Below are 18488 nucleotides of genomic sequence, written 5' to 3' on the forward strand. Positions count from 1 at the left end.
TTTTTTTCCTACTTTTGACGCAATGAAGCTAAATAAATTACTTTTACTCCTATTATTGGTATGCTCCGCAACCATCGCCGTTGCGCAAAACAGTTCAGAGCTTAAAAGAAAAAAGGAAGCTATTCAGCGCGAAATAGAACTCTTGCAGAGAAACCTTACCAAGACTGCAAAGAACAAGAAACTTACTCAGGCCCAGATCAATGCATTGAATACGCAAATCAGTTTAATGCAGAACAAGATTACGGTCATCAATTCTGAGATCAAAAATCTTGACAATCAGATTCATGAGAACACCAATACCGTCATTAACTTAAAAGGACAGCTTTCTCAACTCAAAAAAGAATATGCAGGAATGATCCGCTTTGCACAGCGCAACCGGAATGCGTATGAAAAGATGATGTTTGTCTTTGCCGCCAGTGATTTCAACCAGGCTTATAAGCGGATTAAATACCTTCAGCAATTTGGTCAATACCGTAAAAAACAGGCCGGATATATTCAGGGAACACAGAAAGACCTGAACTATAAGATCGTGGTCCTCGATAAAAATTTAAAGGAAAAAAGTAGTCTTCTGCATGAACAGGAGAATGAAAAAGATAAGCTGGGTAAGAATAAAAATGAACAGGCTCAGGTTCTGAACAAGTTCAATAAACAGGAAAAACAATACAGACAGGATATTGTAACCCGCAAAAAACAACAGGCACAGATTGACCGTAGCATCCGGGCAGCCATTGTCCGCGAGATTGCCATCGCCAGAAAGAAAGCAGAAGAAGCAGCGAGAGCTGCGGAAAGGGCTGCAGCGGCAAAAGCGGCTGCAGAAAGAGCAGCGGCAATAGCGAAAGCCAAGGCTGAAAATAAGCCAGCTCCGGTAGCGGCAGTAGCGAAACCGAAGACGGTGACGGCAAATAGCAGTAATAATTACCTGACGGCAACCCCGGAAGCGGCAAAGTTATCTGCTGCATTTGAAAGCAACCGCGGATCTTTACCCTGGCCGGTGGCTACAGGAACAACCACAGAGAGCTTTGGTAAACACAAAGAAGGACAGGCGACTTACGATAATGCCGGAATTACCATTCAAACGAATGAAGGTGCTGCGGTAAGATCGGTGTTTAACGGAAAAGTTACTAAAGTCGGAAATGCCCTTGGAAGGTATTATGTGCTGATCAAACACGGACAGTTTTTTACGGTTTATCAGAACCTGAAATCTGTGAGTGTAGGACAGGGAGACGATGTGAGTACCAAACAGACGATCGGTACGGTAGCCTCATCCGGAGACATGCCGGAACTTCAATTCCAGATCTACAGAGGTGCAGTAGCCCAAAATCCTGCAGGATGGCTTTCTGCAAAATAGAGGATTGAGCAATAAATGTTTATATTTGTATTATAGATTAAAAAAAAATAGGGTAAAATGTATACAGGGACAGTATTGGAATTCTTAAATATGGGCGGAGGAGAGATCATGCTCATCCTGGCTGTAGTGCTTTTGTTGTTTGGTGGTAAAAAATTACCGGAACTGGCACGTGGCTTAGGAAAAGGAATCCGTGATTTTAAAGATGCTTCTGAAGGTGTGAAAAGAGAAATCCACCGCAACATTAATTCCGTAGGTATAGTGGACGACATTGATTCGATCATTAAAGACACGAACAGCAATGACCGTCATCATCCAACAGAAACCAGCCTGGAAGAACAAATGTATCCTGGCAGCAGTACTGCTAAAGAAGGAATAGACTTAGATAAAAAGGAAGCTCTGGCAAATAGCACGGAAAACCCTAAAATAGAAACAGATAAAACACAACTTTAACTAAAATATCATGTTAAACACAACCATATTAATCGCTGGCTTAGGTGGTGCAGAAATCGCCATTATTCTTGTTATTGTTTTACTACTTTTCGGTGGTAAAAAAATTCCTGAATTGATGCGTGGTTTAGGTAAAGGTATTAAAGAATTTAAAGATGGAAAAGAAGGTGTGGATGGTAATGGCTCTGATGTCGTAGAACAAAACCGCACCAACAAACCTTTATAGGTTTAAGTCCAATTTTAAATTTAACCTATTCTTGAAGTTTGAAGAAGTATAGCTCCTTATCAGAGATACAATCCCTTATTGCTCAAAAAAAATTAAGTTTATCTGAGCTTCTGGATCACTATTTTAAGCAAATAGAAAGTCATCAACACCTCAATGCTTTTAATGAGGTGTTTTTTTATTCTGCAGCCGCCCAGGCTCAGGCAGTACAGGCGAAAATAGATCAGGGAACTGCCGGGAAGCTGGCAGGGATGGTGATTGGTATCAAAGATAATATCTCTTACAAAGACCATGAGGTAACTGCCTCTTCCAAAATGCTGGAAGGCTTTGTTTCTCCTTATTCTGCTACTGTTGTTGCCCGTTTACTTGCCGAAGATGCCATCATCATCGGAAGGTTGAATTGTGACGAGTTTGCGATGGGTGGATCTAATGAGACTTCTTATTATGGCGTAGTTAAAAATGCAGCAGACACTTCACGCGTTGCCGGAGGATCTTCAGGTGGCTCAGCAGTAGCCGTTCAGGCGGACCTTTGCTTATCGGCATTGGGAACCGATACCGGTGGCTCTGTCAGACAGCCTGCAGCATTTTGCGGATGTATCGGATTGAAGCCTACGTATGGGCGGATTTCCAGATATGGTGTCATTGCTTATGCTTCTTCATTCGATCAGGTAGGAACGATCACGTCTTCGGTAAGCGATGCGGCCATTTTATTGGAAGTGCTGGCAGGAGCGGATGATCATGACAGCACGGTTTCTCAAAAAGAAGTGCCGGATTACCAAGCTGGTTTATCCACTGGCGGTGTAAAAAAGATTGCGGTATTAAAGGAAACACTGGAAAGTGAAGCGCTGGATCCTGAAATTAAAGCAGCGATATTAGCGGCAATCGAACGTTTTAAAAGTCAGGGGCATACGGTGGAGTACGTGTCTTTTGACCTTTTGGATTACCTGGTGCCTGCCTATTATGTACTGACCACTGCAGAAGCTTCTTCGAACTTATCCCGTTATGATGGCGTCCATTATGGCCACCGGAATACGGAAGCCGGCAACCTGAATGATTTATATAAGACATCCAGAGCAGAAGGTTTTGGGGAAGAAGTGAAAAGACGGATTCTTTTAGGTACTTTCGTTTTAAGCGCAGGGTATTATGATGCTTATTATCAGAAAGCACAGCAGGTGAGGAGGTTGATCCGTGAAAAGATGGAAGCACTGCTGGTAGATTTCGATGTGATATTAAGCCCGGTAACGCCAACACCACCTTTTAAAATCGGAGAAAATATCGAAGATCCATTGGTGATGTATATGGCAGATATCTTTACGGTGCTGGCTTCTCTGACGGGAATACCGGCGATCGCAATTCCTCTGGGCAATAATAAAGAAGGATTGCCGTTAAGTTTACAGCTTATGGCAAAGCACTTTAAGGAACAGGAACTACTTTCCCTGTCCCATACATTTTTAACCTAGACCCATGTCAACTGTCATTGTCTATGAAACCTGCATGCAAGCTTTATAGACATTGAAGACAAACAAATGCCTATGAAAATAAATGTACTTTTTGCATCCTGTATTTTAGCACTAACCAGCTTTTCAGCAATTGCTCAGCAACATCAGGCTTTACAAATTAACGATACCATTCCGGTCCCTGTTTTACCGGAAACCCCAACTTTTTACAACCACAATTTCGGCTATAAGGCCCGTCTGGATTCTATTCAGAAAATGGTGCCCCTCAGTTATAATGAACATGTGCAGAAGTACATCGACATCTATAGCGGACGGAAAGATATGATGGGGAAGATGTTAGGTCTTTCGGACTATTACTTTCCTGTTTTCGAAAAAGCATTAAAATATTATAACATTCCTGAGGAGATCAAATACCTGCCGATCATAGAATCTTCTATGAACGCACATGCAGTATCCAGAGTTGGCGCGACAGGTCTGTGGCAGTTCATGTTTGCTACGGCAAAAGATTATGGACTGAACATGGATAACTTTGTAGATGAAAGAAAAGATCCGATTCAGGCCAGCTATGCCGCAGCAGCGTATTTCAGAGATGCTTATGAAGAGCTGGGCGACTGGCTTCTGGCGATTGCGGCCTATAACTGCGGAATGGGAAATGTGAAAAAAGCGATGCTTAAAGCAGATTCTCAGGATTTCTGGGAAATCAGAGGATACCTTCCATTGGAGACCAGAAATTATGTGCCGGCATTTATTGCAGCGATCTATGTGATGAACTATCCTGGTCAGCATCAGATTCGGGCGCAAAAATCCCCTTTCGTAAAAAATACCGATACGATTCATGTGAACCGTTTCGTTTCCCTGCCTCAATTGGCGGGTGCATTGAGTATCGATGAAGATGATCTGTGCAGTCTGAATCCTTCTTACAAGAAGAAGATTGTTAACGGAACGGAATTGGAACCCAAGCGAATCATTATTCCCAAGGTGAACATGGCCCAGTTTGCACAGATCTATGAAGTGCTAAACAATACGGAGCTGGATGTGAATTCCAATGTGGTCCTGGCAGCTAATGATGACCGCAGGAGGAAGAAGAAGGTGGTAGAACGCCCTTTAGCTGCAGTTTCCTATCATAAAGTCCGACCGGGGCAGACCCTGAGCGCAATTGCGGATCAGTACCATGTCGAAGTTCAGGATTTAAAAGTCTGGAACGGACTCAAAGGCTCCTCCATTGTACCCGGACAAAAACTCAAAGTTCATCACCCTCAGTCTTCCAAAAAGCGAAAAATGGCTATAAAAGGCTAATCATTGCTTTTAATCGGTATTCCTTTTTTATTTCAGGGCTAATTAAAAGATTGTAACTTTGGCCCTTTATAAATGAACTGATTTATGAGTAAAATTAACAGGAAGCAAGATGCTTTGGACTACCACTCGCAAGGGCGACCGGGGAAAATACAGGTAATACCGACAAAACCAACAAACTCTCAGAGAGATCTGGCATTGGCGTATTCACCAGGTGTAGCTGAACCTTGTTTAAAAATAGCAGAAAACACAGAAGATGTATATAAATATACCGCGAAGGGAAACCTGGTTGCGGTAATTAGTAATGGAACAGCGGTTTTAGGTCTTGGTGATATTGGTCCTGAAGCGGGTAAACCTGTGATGGAAGGTAAAGGTCTTCTTTTCAAGATTTTTGCTGATATCGATGTTTTTGACTTAGAGCTGGATACTAAAAATGTTGATGATTTTGTTAAAATCGTAAAAGCCCTTGAGCCTACTTTTGGCGGGGTGAATCTGGAAGATATTAAAGCACCGGAGTGCTTTGAAATTGAACGTCGCTTAAAAGAGGAAATGAATATTCCTGTCATGCACGACGATCAGCATGGTACCGCCATTATCTCTGCAGCAGCATTGATCAATGCCTGCGAATTGCAGAAAAAGAAAATGGATAAGATTAAGATTGTGGTGAATGGTGCCGGTGCTGCCGCGATTTCCTGTACCCGTCTTTATGTTTCTTTAGGTGCTAAAAAAGAAAATATCGTGATGTGCGACCGTACTGGCGTGATCCGCGATAACAGGGCAAACCTGGATGCCATTAAAGCTGAATTTGCGACTTCAAGAGCATTGGTTACCCTGGAAGATGCGATGAAAGATTCTGATGTGTTCATCGGTCTTTCTTCTGCAGATTGTGTAACGGTAGAGATGTTGAAATCGATGGCCAAAAATCCGATCGTTTTTGCCATGGCAAACCCTAACCCGGAGATTGCTTATGAACTGGCCATCAGCTCCCGTAAGGATTTGATTATGGCAACAGGCCGTTCTGACTATCCTAACCAGGTGAACAATGTATTGGGCTTCCCATACATTTTCAGAGGGGCATTGGATGTAAGGGCTACAAGCATCAATGAGGAGATGAAAATTGCTGCCGTGAAGGCGATTGCGGAACTGGCTAAGAAGTCTGTTCCTGAGGCCGTAAATATGGCTTACAATGAAAAGAATATTAAATTCGGTAAAGACTATATTATTCCAAAACCAGTGGATTTACGTCTGATGACGAATGTATCTACTGCAGTGGCTAAAGCAGCAATCGAATCCGGTGTTGCCCGCAAAATCATCACCGACTGGGATGCGTATACGGAAGAGTTGAAACAACGTTTGGGAATGGATGATGCGATTATGCGTGCCATTACCAACAAAGCGAAGTCTGACCCTAAACGTGTGGTATTTACAGAGGCTGATAATTACAAGATCCTGAAAGCAGCTCAGATTGTGAAAGACGAGAATATCGCCATTCCAGTCCTGTTGGGAAATAAAGAAATCATCCAGAAAATTATTGAAGAGAATGCTTTGGAGCTGGACGGCGTGGAGATCATGGATCCGTTTTTAGAGCCTGAGCGTATGAAAAAATATGCGGAAGCTTTGTATCAAAAGAGACAAAGAAGAGGGGTGACCTTGTTTGAAGCGAATAAGTTTTTGCGCGACAGGAATTACTTCGGTGCTTCAATGGTAGAATTTGGTGAGGTAGATGCCATGATTTCTGGTTTGACCAAAAATTATGTGTCTACGATTAAGCCTGCATTACAGGTGATCGGTACGGAACCAGGTGTAAACCGGGTTGCAGGAATGTACATGATGATGACCAAAAAAGGACCTGTATTTTTTGGGGATACTACAGTTAATGTAGACCCTACGGTAGAGGAATTGGTAGACATTACTTTATTGCTGGAACGTGCAGTACGTAAGTTCAATATTCAGCCAAGAATTGCCTTACTTTCGTACTCAAACTTCGGTTCGAACGAAGGTGTAGTTCCTGAAAAAGTAAGAAAAGCAGTAAAAATTCTTCACGAAAAGTACCCTGAGATTATCGTAGACGGCGAAATGCAAGGAAATTTTGCAATTAACAATTCTTTGCTGAAAGATAACTTTCCTTTTAGTAGCTTAGTAGATGCTCCTGCAAATACTTTGGTATTCCCGAACCTGGAGTCCGGAAATATCGCTTATAAATTGTTGCAGGAATTAGGCGGTGCTGAAGCGGTAGGTCCAATTCTACTGGGATTGAACAAACCTGTTCACATTGTACAGTTGGGCAGTTCAGTTCGTGAGATTGTAAATATGGTCACTTTAGCAGTTCTTGATGTTCAGTCGAAAGAACAGGAAGCAAACGCTAAAAAAGGTGGTTTATTAAAAAGAATAACTAAGAAATAGGAATTATGTTTGAATATATTGATGGTAAGCTGACCTTTAAATGCCCCGCTTATATTGTTGTGGAGGCCGGAGGAATTGGTTACCATATCAATATTTCACTGAATACTTATAGCAGTCTGGCTGATGTGGAACGCTGCAAGGTGTATACCTGGCTCCATGTTAAAGAAGATGCACATACTTTATACGGATTTGCAGATGAAGGAGAGCGCAGGCTCTTCCTTCATCTGATCTCTGTTTCCGGAATTGGACCGAATACGGGTAGGATGATGCTTTCTTCGATCACGCCTACAGAAATTCAAACGGCTATTGTGAATGGTGATTTGCCTTTAATCCAACGGATTAAGGGAATTGGTGTAAAATCTGCACAGCGCTTAGTGCTGGAATTGCAGGATAAATTGAAAAAAGAAGGAACCGGATCTTTGATCGCGGCCCCTCTAAATAATACTGTTAGAGAAGAAGCCTTATCGGCCTTGATGATGCTCGGGTTTGCAAAACAACCTGCAGAGAAATCAATTGATAATGCGGTGAAAAACGGTGGTGTAGACTTATCAGTAGAACAAATGATTAAAATAGCTTTGAAGAACTTATAACTTTCTCCCTTGAAAACCAGATTAGCGCTCCTTCTTCTTTTTTTTCTCTGCCTTGGCGGACAGCAAGCATTTTCTCAAACGGGAACCCCGGGAAAAAGAACAGATACCCTTAGAAATTCCTTTAGTCTGAAGGAAAAACAACGATTAGGTCTCAGAAACTTAAACAATTCTTTTCAACCCCTTCCGGATAATGTGAAGCGGGAAGTCGAATACGACGCGAAGAATAAACGATACATCATCCGGCAATTGATCGGTAACCGCCTTTTTGCCCCTCCACAATACCTGACGATTGAAGAATACCAACGCCTGGTGAACAGTGAGATGAAAAGAGACAACTGGCGGATGTACTCCAGTGAAGAATTGAATGAAGTCAGAAAAAACGGATTCATTCCCAGCCTGAAAATCAATAGTAAGGCTTTTGAACGTATTTTTGGTGGTACCACCATAGATATCCAGCCTCGTGGAGAGGCCGAACTGACTTTCCTGGGCAGGATCAATAAAAACGAAAATCCGCTCTTCAATGAACGTCAGCGTGTACAATCAAATTTTGATTTTAACCAGCGCATCCAGATGGATGTGATCGGAAATATCGGAACGCGGATGAAGATCAACATGAACTACAATACGGAAGCTCAGTTTGATTTTGAAAACCAGGTGAAACTGGATTATACCGGAGGAAAGGACGACATCATCCAGAAGATCGAAGCGGGAAATGTAAGCTTGCCGCTGAACACGACGCTGATCAATGGAACACAAGCTTTATTCGGGGTAAAAACACAATTGCAATTCGGAAAACTGAGTGTGAGCTCGGTCTTCTCTCAGCAGAAGTCCCAATCCCGGGAAATCCGTATCAATAATGGCGCACAGCAAAATGAATTCAGGCTGAGTGCCGACAATTATGAAGCGAATAAACACTATTTCTTAGCGCAATATTTTAGAAATAACTACAATAAAACACTGGCTACACCACCAACGATTACCTCGGGTGTACTCATTACCAAAGTGGAAGTCTGGATTACCAATAAAACCGGAAATACGCAGGATTCCAGGGATGTACTCGGCTTTATAGACCTTGCTGAAAATGCGCCTTATAATCCGGCAATACCAGGAGGAGGCTCAGTGTTGCCTTCCGGTTTTGACAATCCGCAGTTTCCAAGGGCATCCAATACTTTACTTTCACAATTGCCGCCTGACGCGAGGCAGACCAATTCTAATGCCGTGATCGGCTTCTTTGCAGCGAATGGAGGAACAGACAATTATGCCAAGTTAACTTACGCCAGAAAGCTGGCTGACAGGGAGTATACTTTCCATCCTCAACTCGGATACATCTCCTTGAATAACGCTTTAAATACAGATGAAGTATTGACGGTAGCTTACCGTTATACCTATCGTGGTGTGGAATATCAGGTGGGGGAATTCACGACAGATGTTTCTTTTGATCAGGCCTCGCCAAAGGTTTTGTTTACCAAATTGCTGAAGAACGAAACGACAAAAGTGAAACTGCCTACCTGGGACCTGATGATGAAAAACATCTATTCTATAGGTGGTTACCAGATCAGTCCGATGAATTTTAAGCTGGACATTTTCAGGATTGACGATAAGACGGGTGTAGAAAAACCATACATTGATGAGGGAGAGAAACTTGATGCGGACCGCAGGCCATTGAAGAATAAACAATGGATTCAGATCGTTGGTTTAGACCGTTTAAATCAGCAGAAGGAGCGAAGCCCGGATGGGATCTTTGACTTTGAAGCGGAAAATAAGCCATTCGGAGCTAACCAGAATATTGCTTTCAATACACCTGTTAACAACAATCCTAACAACAACGGCGGAAATACAAATGGTTCCAATACCAATCTGAGTAATTTCTCCACGAATACCAGTAATGGTTATGTGACCATAGATCCATTGAATGGAAGAATTATCCTTCCTTTTATCGAGCCTTTTGGTAAGGATCTTGCCGATCAGTTTAGTCCGGCAGAACAAGCGCTGATAGACAAATACACCTATACCGCTTTGTATGATTCGACCAAAGTAATTGCTCAGCAATTGTTCACGAAACAAAACCGTTATGTGATTAAAGGAGCTTATCAAAGTCAGGTTGCTTCAGAGTTTAGCTTAAATGCGATCAACGTTCCTGAGGGTTCGGTAAAAGTATTTGCCGGAACGATTCCCTTGCAGGAAGGGGTGGATTATACCGTAGATTACCAGGGTGGAAGGGTTAGAATTCTGAATACCGCCGTTTTGATTTCCGGTCAGCCGATAAAGATTTCTACAGAAAATAATGAGCTTTTTGGTTTACAGCAGCGTTCCTTGTTTGGAACACGTCTGGACTATAAGGTAAACAATAAGTTGAATTTGGGAGGTACGATTATGAACCTCACTGAAAAGCCACTTACCCCAAAAGTAAACCTTGGGGAAGAACCCATCTCAAATACGATGTGGGGACTGGATCTGAACTATAGCTCGCCTTCCAGGTTCTTAACAAAGCTGGTGGATAAGTTGCCTTTCATTTCTACAAAAGTTCCTTCCAGCTTTAGTTTCTCCGGAGAGTTTGCACAACTCGTTCCTGGACACCCTTCCGCGCTGAACTTCGGTGGCAAGAAAGGTGGGGTAAGTTACCTGGACGATTTTGAAGCATCACGTTCGGTGATCGACCTGAAAAGTGCTGTGGCCTGGCAGTTGTCTGGTACGCCTCAGATGTTCTCTGAATCTGCGAGAATGGACGACCTGAGCTATGGCTTTAACAGGGCATTGATCGCTTTTTACAACATTGATCCTATCTTTTACAACCGGACGGATGCGACGCTTCCTTCCGCATTGAGGAACAATAAAAATGAGCTTTCCAATCACTATGTACGTCAGGTGGTTGAACAGGAAGTATTTCCTTTTAAAGAAATCGGAACGGGACAGCCATTTGCTTTGCCAACCTTAGATGTTGCTTTTTATCCGACGGTCCGCGGTCCTTACAATTATACACCAACAGGTTTTGATCCTACAGGTGCATTGAATAACCCACGTAGCCGTTGGGGTGGTTTGTTCAGAAGAATTGAAACCAATGACTTTGAAGCTTTGAACATTGAGTTTATTGAGCTTTGGGTAATGGATCCCAATATTTATAAACCGAATTCTTTGGGAGGTGATCTGTACTTTAACATTGGCAACATCTCTGAGGATATTCTGAAAGACGGACGTAAATCATTGGAGAATGGTTTGCCTGCAGATGGTGATCCTTCAAAATTTGATGAAACGAATTGGGGAAGGGTTCCGAAGTTGCAACCGGTAGTTCAGGCATTTGACAACGATCCTAATGCGAGAAAAGCACAGGATGTGGGTCTTGATGGAATGGGCAATGCGGATGAGCAACGGAAGTTTGCGACTTTAATCAACCAGATCAAAGGGCAGTTAAATCCGGATGCTGCTGCTAAAATTGAAAGTGACCCTTCGTCAGATGATTATACCTATTTCAGAGGACCGGATCTTGACCGTGAAAATGCAGGGATCTTAAAGCGTTACCAGAAATATAACGGTACAGAAGGAAACTCTAAGACCGCACAGCAGTCGCAGGCCGACCTGGGCGTAGAAAATTCTGCTTCTACTTCTTTACCTGATGGGGAAGACATCAACAGGGACAACAACATGACGCAGTCTGACGAGTACTTTGAATACAAGGTCTCTATGCGTCCGGCTGACCTGGTGGTGGGACAAAAATACATCACCGATAAGGTGACTTCACAAGTAAAACTGGCGAATGGACAGACGCAAGCCGTTACCTGGTATCAGATTCGCATTCCATTGGCACAACCGACAAACGTAGTCGGAGGAATTCAGGATTTTAAATCGATCCGTTTCATCCGGATGTTCATGACCAATTTCGCAGATACTACGGTATTAAGGTTTGGAAAAATTCAATTGGTAAGAGGAGAGTGGAGACAGTACAATGCCAGTAATGAAGCTTCAAAAACAATTGTTGACCCTGCTTTAGGAACGATCAGTCCAGATCAGTCCAAGATCGAAGTGGCAACAGTGAATATTGAAGAAAATGGTAAACGTACACCGATCCCTTATGTGATTCCTCCGGGGATTGAAAGAGAACGCGATTTCAGTAACTATCGTGGAGATACCCGTCAGAATGAACAGTCTTTATCGGTAACGATCAGGGATCTGAAAGATGGTTATGGCCGTGCAGCATTTAAAACTGCCTTTAACGATTTCAGATCTTACAAACATTTGGAAATGTACATCCATGCGGAAGCGTTGGGCTCAAACATCTTAAATGACAATGATCTGAGTGCATTTTTACGCATCGGTACAGACAATCAGGACAACTATTATGAGTATTCACAGCCATTAAGGGTAACACAGCCGGGAACAAATGATCCGAACAACATTTGGCCTGAATATAACAAAATGGACATCCAGCTGGAGCTTTTCCAGAAAGCAAAGCTGGCGAGAAATAATGCAAAGACGTCTACAGGTGCACCATGGCCAATTAACATTCCCTTTAACTATATTGTAAATGGGAAAGTGATTGTGGTAAAAGGGCAGCCGGACATGAGTAAGGTCAGGGTTTATATGTTGGGGGTAAAGAACCCATATAAAAACGTAACCGGGAATGACGACGGGCTGGATAAAAGTGCGATCATCTGGTTTAATGAGCTTCGTTTAACAGAATTTGATGAACGTGGAGGCTGGGCAGCTACGGCCAGGCTGAGTGCGAAACTGGCGGACTTTGCAGATGTGAATGTATCAGGAAGTAAATCGACCATTGGATTTGGTTCTTTGGAAACCCGGGTGAGTGAAAGAAACAGGGCAGACAATGTCTTCTTTGACATTTCTTCGAGCATGGAGCTGGGTAAGTTTTTCCCTAAGAAAACAGGGATCAAGGTGCCTATGTTTGTGAGTTATTCCAGTCAGGTAAGTACGCCTCAGTACAACCCGAGCATGCCGGATATTGAGTTGAAAAATGCACTGGATGCCGCAACCAAATCGCAAAGGGATTCTATTTTGAACTTTGCACAGGACTTTACCACCAGAAGCAGCATCAACTTTACCAATGTAAGAAAGGAAAGGACCAATCCGGAGCAGAAACCGAAGGTCTGGGATATAGAAAACTTTAATGTCAGCTATGCCTATACCAAGTATTCGCACCGCGACTTTATCGTGGAAAACAATTTCCAGAAAACCTACCGCGGTTCCCTGGCTTATAATTATTCCGGGCCGGCAAAAACTTATGAGCCTTTCAAAAAGCTGATCAAGTCGAACACATTGGCGTTGTTAAAAGATTTTAACTTTAGCCTGATGCCAACGGCAATTAATTTCAGGATTGATGTAGACCGTTTCTATTCGGAAAACAGCCTGAGAAATAATGATCCGATGAATTCTATTCCGGTGAATACCACGTTTAACAAAAACTTCCTGGTGTCCAGGGTATATGGAATTGCCTGGAACCTGAGTAAATCACTGACACTGGATATTGATGCAACGAATTATTCGATCATTGATGAGCCTTATGGAAGAATTGAAGGATTGAAAAGAGATACTTTATGGCAGAACATGATGAGGTTGGGCAGAACAACAGATTATAGCCATAACCTAAACGTAACCTATGCATTGCCAATTAATAAGATTCCAGGCTTAGACTGGATAAATGTGGCTACACGTTATGGCACGAATTTCAACTGGCAGACAGAACCACTTTCTACTTTGAGAGATCCAAATATCAATCTCGGAAATACGGTTCAGAACTCGAGAACAATACAGATCAATCCGACTTTTAACCTGGCTTCACTTTACAATAAATTTGGTTTCGTGAGGAAATCAGGTAGTAGTGCTGCTGATGCGAAACAAACAGGTTCAGGAGTATTGATCGGATTGTTAACGAGTATCAAAAATGTGGTGGGTGCTTATACCCAAACCAAAGGAATCTTCCTGCCTGGTTATTTACCGAAAACAAATATTTTCGGGATAGACAATGCGACAGGTGCACCGGGATTAGGGTTTGTTTTGGGAAGTCAGCGGGACATCAGGGAAGAGGCATTGAGGAATGGTTGGATTACGACGGATACTTTACAATCTCAGCTGTACATCAATACCCTGAGAGAAGACCTGAGTTTAACGAGTTTAATCGAGCCGATCAAAGACCTGACCATTACGCTGACTGCGAACAGAAATAAGACGATGAATTATTCTACGAATTTCAGGTATGATGACCTGAGTAAAGAATTCCAGAATTTCAGTCCTTTCACCACTGGTGATTACAGCATTTCCTTCATTAGTCTGGGAACGGCATTTTCAGAAAAATCAGGAGCTGCAGTATCTAAATTGTTCAATGAGTTTATGGCGAACAGACAGGTGATCTCTCAGCGCCTGGGAGAATTGAATCCGAATTCCTCAGGAATAAGAGGTGGAGGTTATGCGGATGGTTATGATAAGAACTCACAGGATGTGGTGATCTCTGCCTTCCTTGCAGCCTATTCCGGAAAGAGTGCCTCTTCGGCAAGTCTGAATTCTATGCCTAAAATTCCATTGCCAAACTGGCGTTTGAATTACAGGGGATTAACCCGGATTGCTTTCCTTGCCGAACATTTCAGCTCTATTGATTTAAGGCATTCTTACCGCTCTGTATACAGCATCAATAGCTTTAACTCTTTATTGAAATATGAGGAGCGTAATGGTGGGGTAAGCAGCAGGGATAAAGACGATAATTTCCTTCCGCAGTTGCAATATGCAAGGGTGACGATTGCAGAGCAGTTCTCTCCGCTGATTGGAATAGATACCCGCTTAAAGAATAACCTGACGGCGAACTTTGAGATCGGCAGGACACGTTTGTTAGGGCTAAGTATGGCGAACAGCCAGCTGGCACAATTGACGGAAAATAACCTGGTCTTTGGTCTGGGGTATCGTACTACGAAGTTCAGGTTCCCTTTCGGATTGTTTAAACAATTGAAGATGGACAACAATATGGACTTTAAACTGGATGTTGCGGTGAGGGATAACAAAACCGTGATCTACCGTGCTGATGTGACGGAGGCAGAAGTTTCCTCGGGAGCAAAAAACATCACTTTAAGGCCGAGTGTGGATTATATCCTGAACCAACGCTTTAATGTAAGGGTGTTCTACGATTCGAATATCACGAAGCCTTATACTTCACAGACGTTTAATACCTCATTCAGCAACTTTGGATTTAGTTTGAGGGTAACGCTGAATTAGGCATTGTTATAAATGCGCAGATTAATTACCTTTGAAAATAAAAATAAATATACACATGAATTTTCCATCAGAATTAAAGTACACTAAAGACCACGAATGGGTTAAGATTGAAGGTAACGAGGCCTATATCGGTATTACTGATTTTGCACAACGTGAGTTAGGTGATATTGTATACATCGATATTAATACCGTGGGTGATGAAGTAGGCAAAGACGATGTTTTCGGAACAGTAGAAGCTGTTAAAACCGTATCTGATTTGTTTATGCCGGTAACTGCAACCGTATTGGAAACCAACCCGGAATTGAATGACAATCCTGAACTGGTAAACGCTGATCCTTATGGAAAAGGCTGGATGGTTAAAGTAACGATCTCTGATGCTTCACAAGTGGATGGTTTATTAGATGCTGATGCTTACAAAGCCCTTGTTGGAGCTTAATCAATGAATAAAATTAAAGCATTAAAATACCAGATCTGGGCCATCGTATGGACGGTAGTGATTTTGATCCTTTGCAATATAGAAATGCCTGTCTCCACTAATGGGACAGGCTTTTTTTTTGAAGGATTTGATAAGATGGTGCATCTTGGGTTTTTCTTTGTCCTGACCATCCTGCTGTTTTATGGAAGGATAAACTATACCCATAACTATAGTTTTCGCTCGCTGACGATTTTTAAGATCATCCTGATCACCGCTGCTTTGGGTGGTGGCATTGAATTGCTTCAATGGAAAGTATTTACCTACAGGTCGGCAGAATGGTGGGATTTTACCTGCGATATGGGTGGCGTATTTATGGGGGTCTTCAGCTTTATACTTTTGCATAAATCTCATTATAATGAAAAAGAACATCAGTAGGTTATTCCTGCTTTTGCTGGTACTGACGGCCAGTAGCTGCAGTATTTTTAAGCCGGGCTGTAAATGCCCTCCGGTAAGCTATAACAGCTATCCTCAGCGGTAAAAACACCCTGTATTCATTATGTTACTTTGTTGTGACTTTTTAATTGCACAAATCATCCTTTTGCTGCGCTGAAAGCTATTTCTGAGAAGAGCGGGGGATTCTGTTTATTTGGAACTATTATAAATTAAGCCTAAATTGCGCCTTGATTAGGGAAGGAGTCAATATGGTCCTTCAAGAATTAAAATAAATTAATAAAGATGAAACTTTCACAATTGAATCCGGGGGAACGAGGCACTATAGTGGCATTTACTGATTTAGAAATGTCTGTTAAACTAATGGAGATGGGCTGTTTGCCTGGAGAAGTTGTAGAGGTGGAACGGTTTGCTCCGCTTGGTGATCCGATTGCCATTCGGGTCTCAGGTTATCAACTTTGTTTACGTAAGAGCGAAGCATCTAGTATTATAATTCAGTAGTAATTTGGCAAAGGATTTGAAAATAGCTCTGGTTGGGAATCCCAATACAGGCAAGTCTACTCTTTTTAATCTGCTTACAGGGTTAAATCAAAAAATTGGAAATTTTCCGGGCATTACCGTTGATAAAAAAGTAGGTTACTGCAAGCTTCCTGATGGCAGAAGTGCAGAGATTACCGATTTACCGGGAACCTATAGTTTATATCCGAAGAGTAAGGATGAAAGTATTGTCTTCCAGGTGTTGGCGGATAAGAACAATTCAAGCTATCCGGACATTGTGGTATTGGTGGCTGATGCGACCAATCTCCGAAGAAATTTATTGCTTTATTCGCAGGTTGCTGACCTGCAGGTGCCGGTAGTACTGGCGCTTAATATGACCGATCTGGCACAAAAAGAAGGGATTAATGTCAACGTTAATTTACTTTCGGAAAGATTGGGCATCCAGATTGTTGCGATCTCTGCGAGAAGCAATAAGGGACTAACCGAATTAAAACAAGCGATCAGCAATACCACGAAGATTGCGACACAGTTAAAAGGTACCGATGTACTTGCGCTGGCTCCTGAAGCGATTCAGAAAGTGAAAGACAAGATCGGAACAGAGAACGATTATTTTGCTTTGCAGGTATTGCACCAGCATTATAACCTGGATCACTTTTCCGAGGTAGATCATGCAGGGTTTGATCAGATCAAAAAAGCAACCGGTTTTGAAACCTCTAAATTACAGACCGAGGAAACCGTTGCGCGTTACCGTGACCTGGGAAAGGTCCTGACTGGTATAATCGAAGATACAGGAGCGGCAAAGAAGTTTGCTTTTAGTGATAAAATCGATTCCATCCTGACCAATAGGTTTTGGGGCCTGATCATTTTTATGGGCTTGTTGTTCTTCTTGTTCAACGCCATTTTCTCCTGGTCGGCTTATCCGATGGAGATGATTGAGTTTATCTTTGCCAAACTGCAGGAACTGGGACATGAATATTTACCCGCCGGGCAGCTGAGTGATTTACTGCTGGACGGTGTGCTTGCCGGCTTAGGTGGGATCGTGGTTTTCATTCCGCAGATTGCTATTCTCTTTGCTTTTATCTCGATTCTGGAAGACACAGGCTATATGGCCAGGGTGACTTTTATGATGGACAGGATCATGAGAAAGTTCGGTTTGAGTGGAAAATCCGTGGTGCCGATGATCGGAAGTCTGGCTTGTGCGGTTCCTTCCATCATGAGTGCCAGAAATATCGAAAACTGGAAAGACCGCATCATTACCATTATGGTGGCCCCTTTGGTGAGTTGTTCTGCAAGGTTACCTGTATATACTTTATTGATCAGCCTTGTTGTTCCTGAAAAAATGGTTTGGGGCTTCATTAACCTTCAGGGATTAACCCTGATGGGGATGTACCTGATCAGCATTGTTGCAGCGGTATTGGTGGCTTTTGTCATGAAATTCATCCTGAAGGCAAAAGAGAAATCTTATTTTATCATGGAAATGCCGGTATACAGAATGCCGAGATGGGGAAATGTGCTTTTCACGATGTATGATAAGTCTAAGACTTTTGTATTTGAAGCGGGTAAAGTGATCATTGCCATCTCCATTGTGCTTTGGGTAATGGCGACTTATGGTCCTTCCGAGCGTTTTGCTGAAATTGATAAAAAATACGCCGCTATAGAGGCTCAAAAAGATAGTGTACAGATTTCTACGCTTGAAAGGGATAAGTCGGCTGAAAGGCTTGAAAATTCGTATGCAGGAATTCTGGGTCATGCCATAGAGCCAGCCATCAGACCTTTGGGTTTTGACTGGAAGATCGGCATTGCACTGATCACTTCATTTGCTGCCAGAGAAGCCTTTGTAGGAACGATGGCTACGATTTACAGCGTGGAAGGTGGAGATGAGAATGTGATGCAGATCCGCGATAGTATGAGACTCGCAAAAAATCCGGAAACCGGATTGCCGGTGTTTACTTTTGCTACTGCCTTTTCATTGATGTTATTTTACGCCTTTGCGATGCAGTGTATGAGTACGGTAGCCGTGGTGTTCCGGGAAACAAAATCCTGGAAGTGGCCAATGATACAATTGGTGTATATGACCGTGATGGCTTATGTGGCGAGTTTAATTGCTTATCAGTTTTTAAAGTAATATATTGACTTCATAAAACGCAATGCT

At 42.5% G+C, this 18488-nt stretch carries 12 protein-coding genes; all 12 read left to right on the top strand.

The window, feature by feature from the left end; all coding sequences use genetic code 11:
• Positions 1–22 precede the first annotated feature (22 nt).
• Complete coding sequence (locus AAFF35_RS00430; RefSeq protein WP_342330379.1) at positions 23–1348, top strand: peptidoglycan DD-metalloendopeptidase family protein; 1326 nt, start codon at positions 23–25, stop codon at positions 1346–1348.
• 57 nt (positions 1349–1405) lie between these two features.
• On the top strand, positions 1406–1798 hold the full coding sequence (locus AAFF35_RS00435; RefSeq protein ID WP_342330380.1) for a twin-arginine translocase TatA/TatE family subunit: 393 nt from the start codon (positions 1406–1408) through the stop codon (positions 1796–1798).
• A 10-nt stretch (positions 1799–1808) separates the two neighbouring features.
• Positions 1809–2021 (top strand): twin-arginine translocase TatA/TatE family subunit, encoded by a 213-nt coding sequence (locus AAFF35_RS00440; protein ID WP_074608439.1) that lies wholly within the window; start codon positions 1809–1811, stop codon positions 2019–2021.
• A 38-nt stretch (positions 2022–2059) separates the two neighbouring features.
• A complete protein-coding gene (gene gatA, locus AAFF35_RS00445; RefSeq protein WP_342330381.1) occupies positions 2060–3478 on the top strand; it encodes an Asp-tRNA(Asn)/Glu-tRNA(Gln) amidotransferase subunit GatA in 1419 nt (472 codons plus the stop codon).
• A gap of 72 nt (positions 3479–3550) precedes the next feature.
• Positions 3551–4771, top strand: a complete 1221-nt coding sequence (locus AAFF35_RS00450; protein ID WP_342330382.1) for a transglycosylase SLT domain-containing protein — start codon at positions 3551–3553, stop codon at positions 4769–4771.
• 84 nt (positions 4772–4855) lie between these two features.
• Positions 4856–7171, top strand: coding sequence for an NADP-dependent malic enzyme (locus tag AAFF35_RS00455; RefSeq protein WP_342330383.1), 2316 nt, complete (start codon positions 4856–4858; stop codon positions 7169–7171).
• A gap of 5 nt (positions 7172–7176) precedes the next feature.
• Entirely contained in the window at positions 7177–7761 is a 585-nt protein-coding gene (ruvA, locus tag AAFF35_RS00460) for a Holliday junction branch migration protein RuvA (protein ID WP_069378652.1), read from the top strand.
• A 9-nt stretch (positions 7762–7770) separates the two neighbouring features.
• Positions 7771–14973, top strand: a complete 7203-nt coding sequence (gene sprA / locus AAFF35_RS00465) for a cell surface protein SprA (RefSeq protein ID WP_342330384.1) — start codon at positions 7771–7773, stop codon at positions 14971–14973.
• Positions 14974–15028: 55 nt separating this feature from the next.
• On the top strand, positions 15029–15409 hold the full coding sequence (gcvH, locus tag AAFF35_RS00470; protein ID WP_342330385.1) for a glycine cleavage system protein GcvH: 381 nt from the start codon (positions 15029–15031) through the stop codon (positions 15407–15409).
• 3 nt (positions 15410–15412) lie between these two features.
• On the top strand, positions 15413–15823 hold the full coding sequence (locus AAFF35_RS00475; RefSeq protein ID WP_342330386.1) for a VanZ family protein: 411 nt from the start codon (positions 15413–15415) through the stop codon (positions 15821–15823).
• Positions 15824–16123: 300 nt separating this feature from the next.
• Positions 16124–16339: a FeoA family protein gene (locus tag AAFF35_RS00480; protein ID WP_073238326.1), complete on the top strand. Its 216-nt coding sequence runs from the start codon at positions 16124–16126 to the stop codon at positions 16337–16339.
• 16 nt (positions 16340–16355) lie between these two features.
• Complete coding sequence (gene feoB, locus AAFF35_RS00485) at positions 16356–18461, top strand: ferrous iron transport protein B (protein WP_342330387.1); 2106 nt, start codon at positions 16356–16358, stop codon at positions 18459–18461.
• Positions 18462–18488: the final 27 nt, after the last annotated feature.

The organism is Pedobacter sp. FW305-3-2-15-E-R2A2 (genome assembly GCF_038446955.1).
In the GTDB taxonomy this organism is placed as follows: domain Bacteria; phylum Bacteroidota; class Bacteroidia; order Sphingobacteriales; family Sphingobacteriaceae; genus Pedobacter.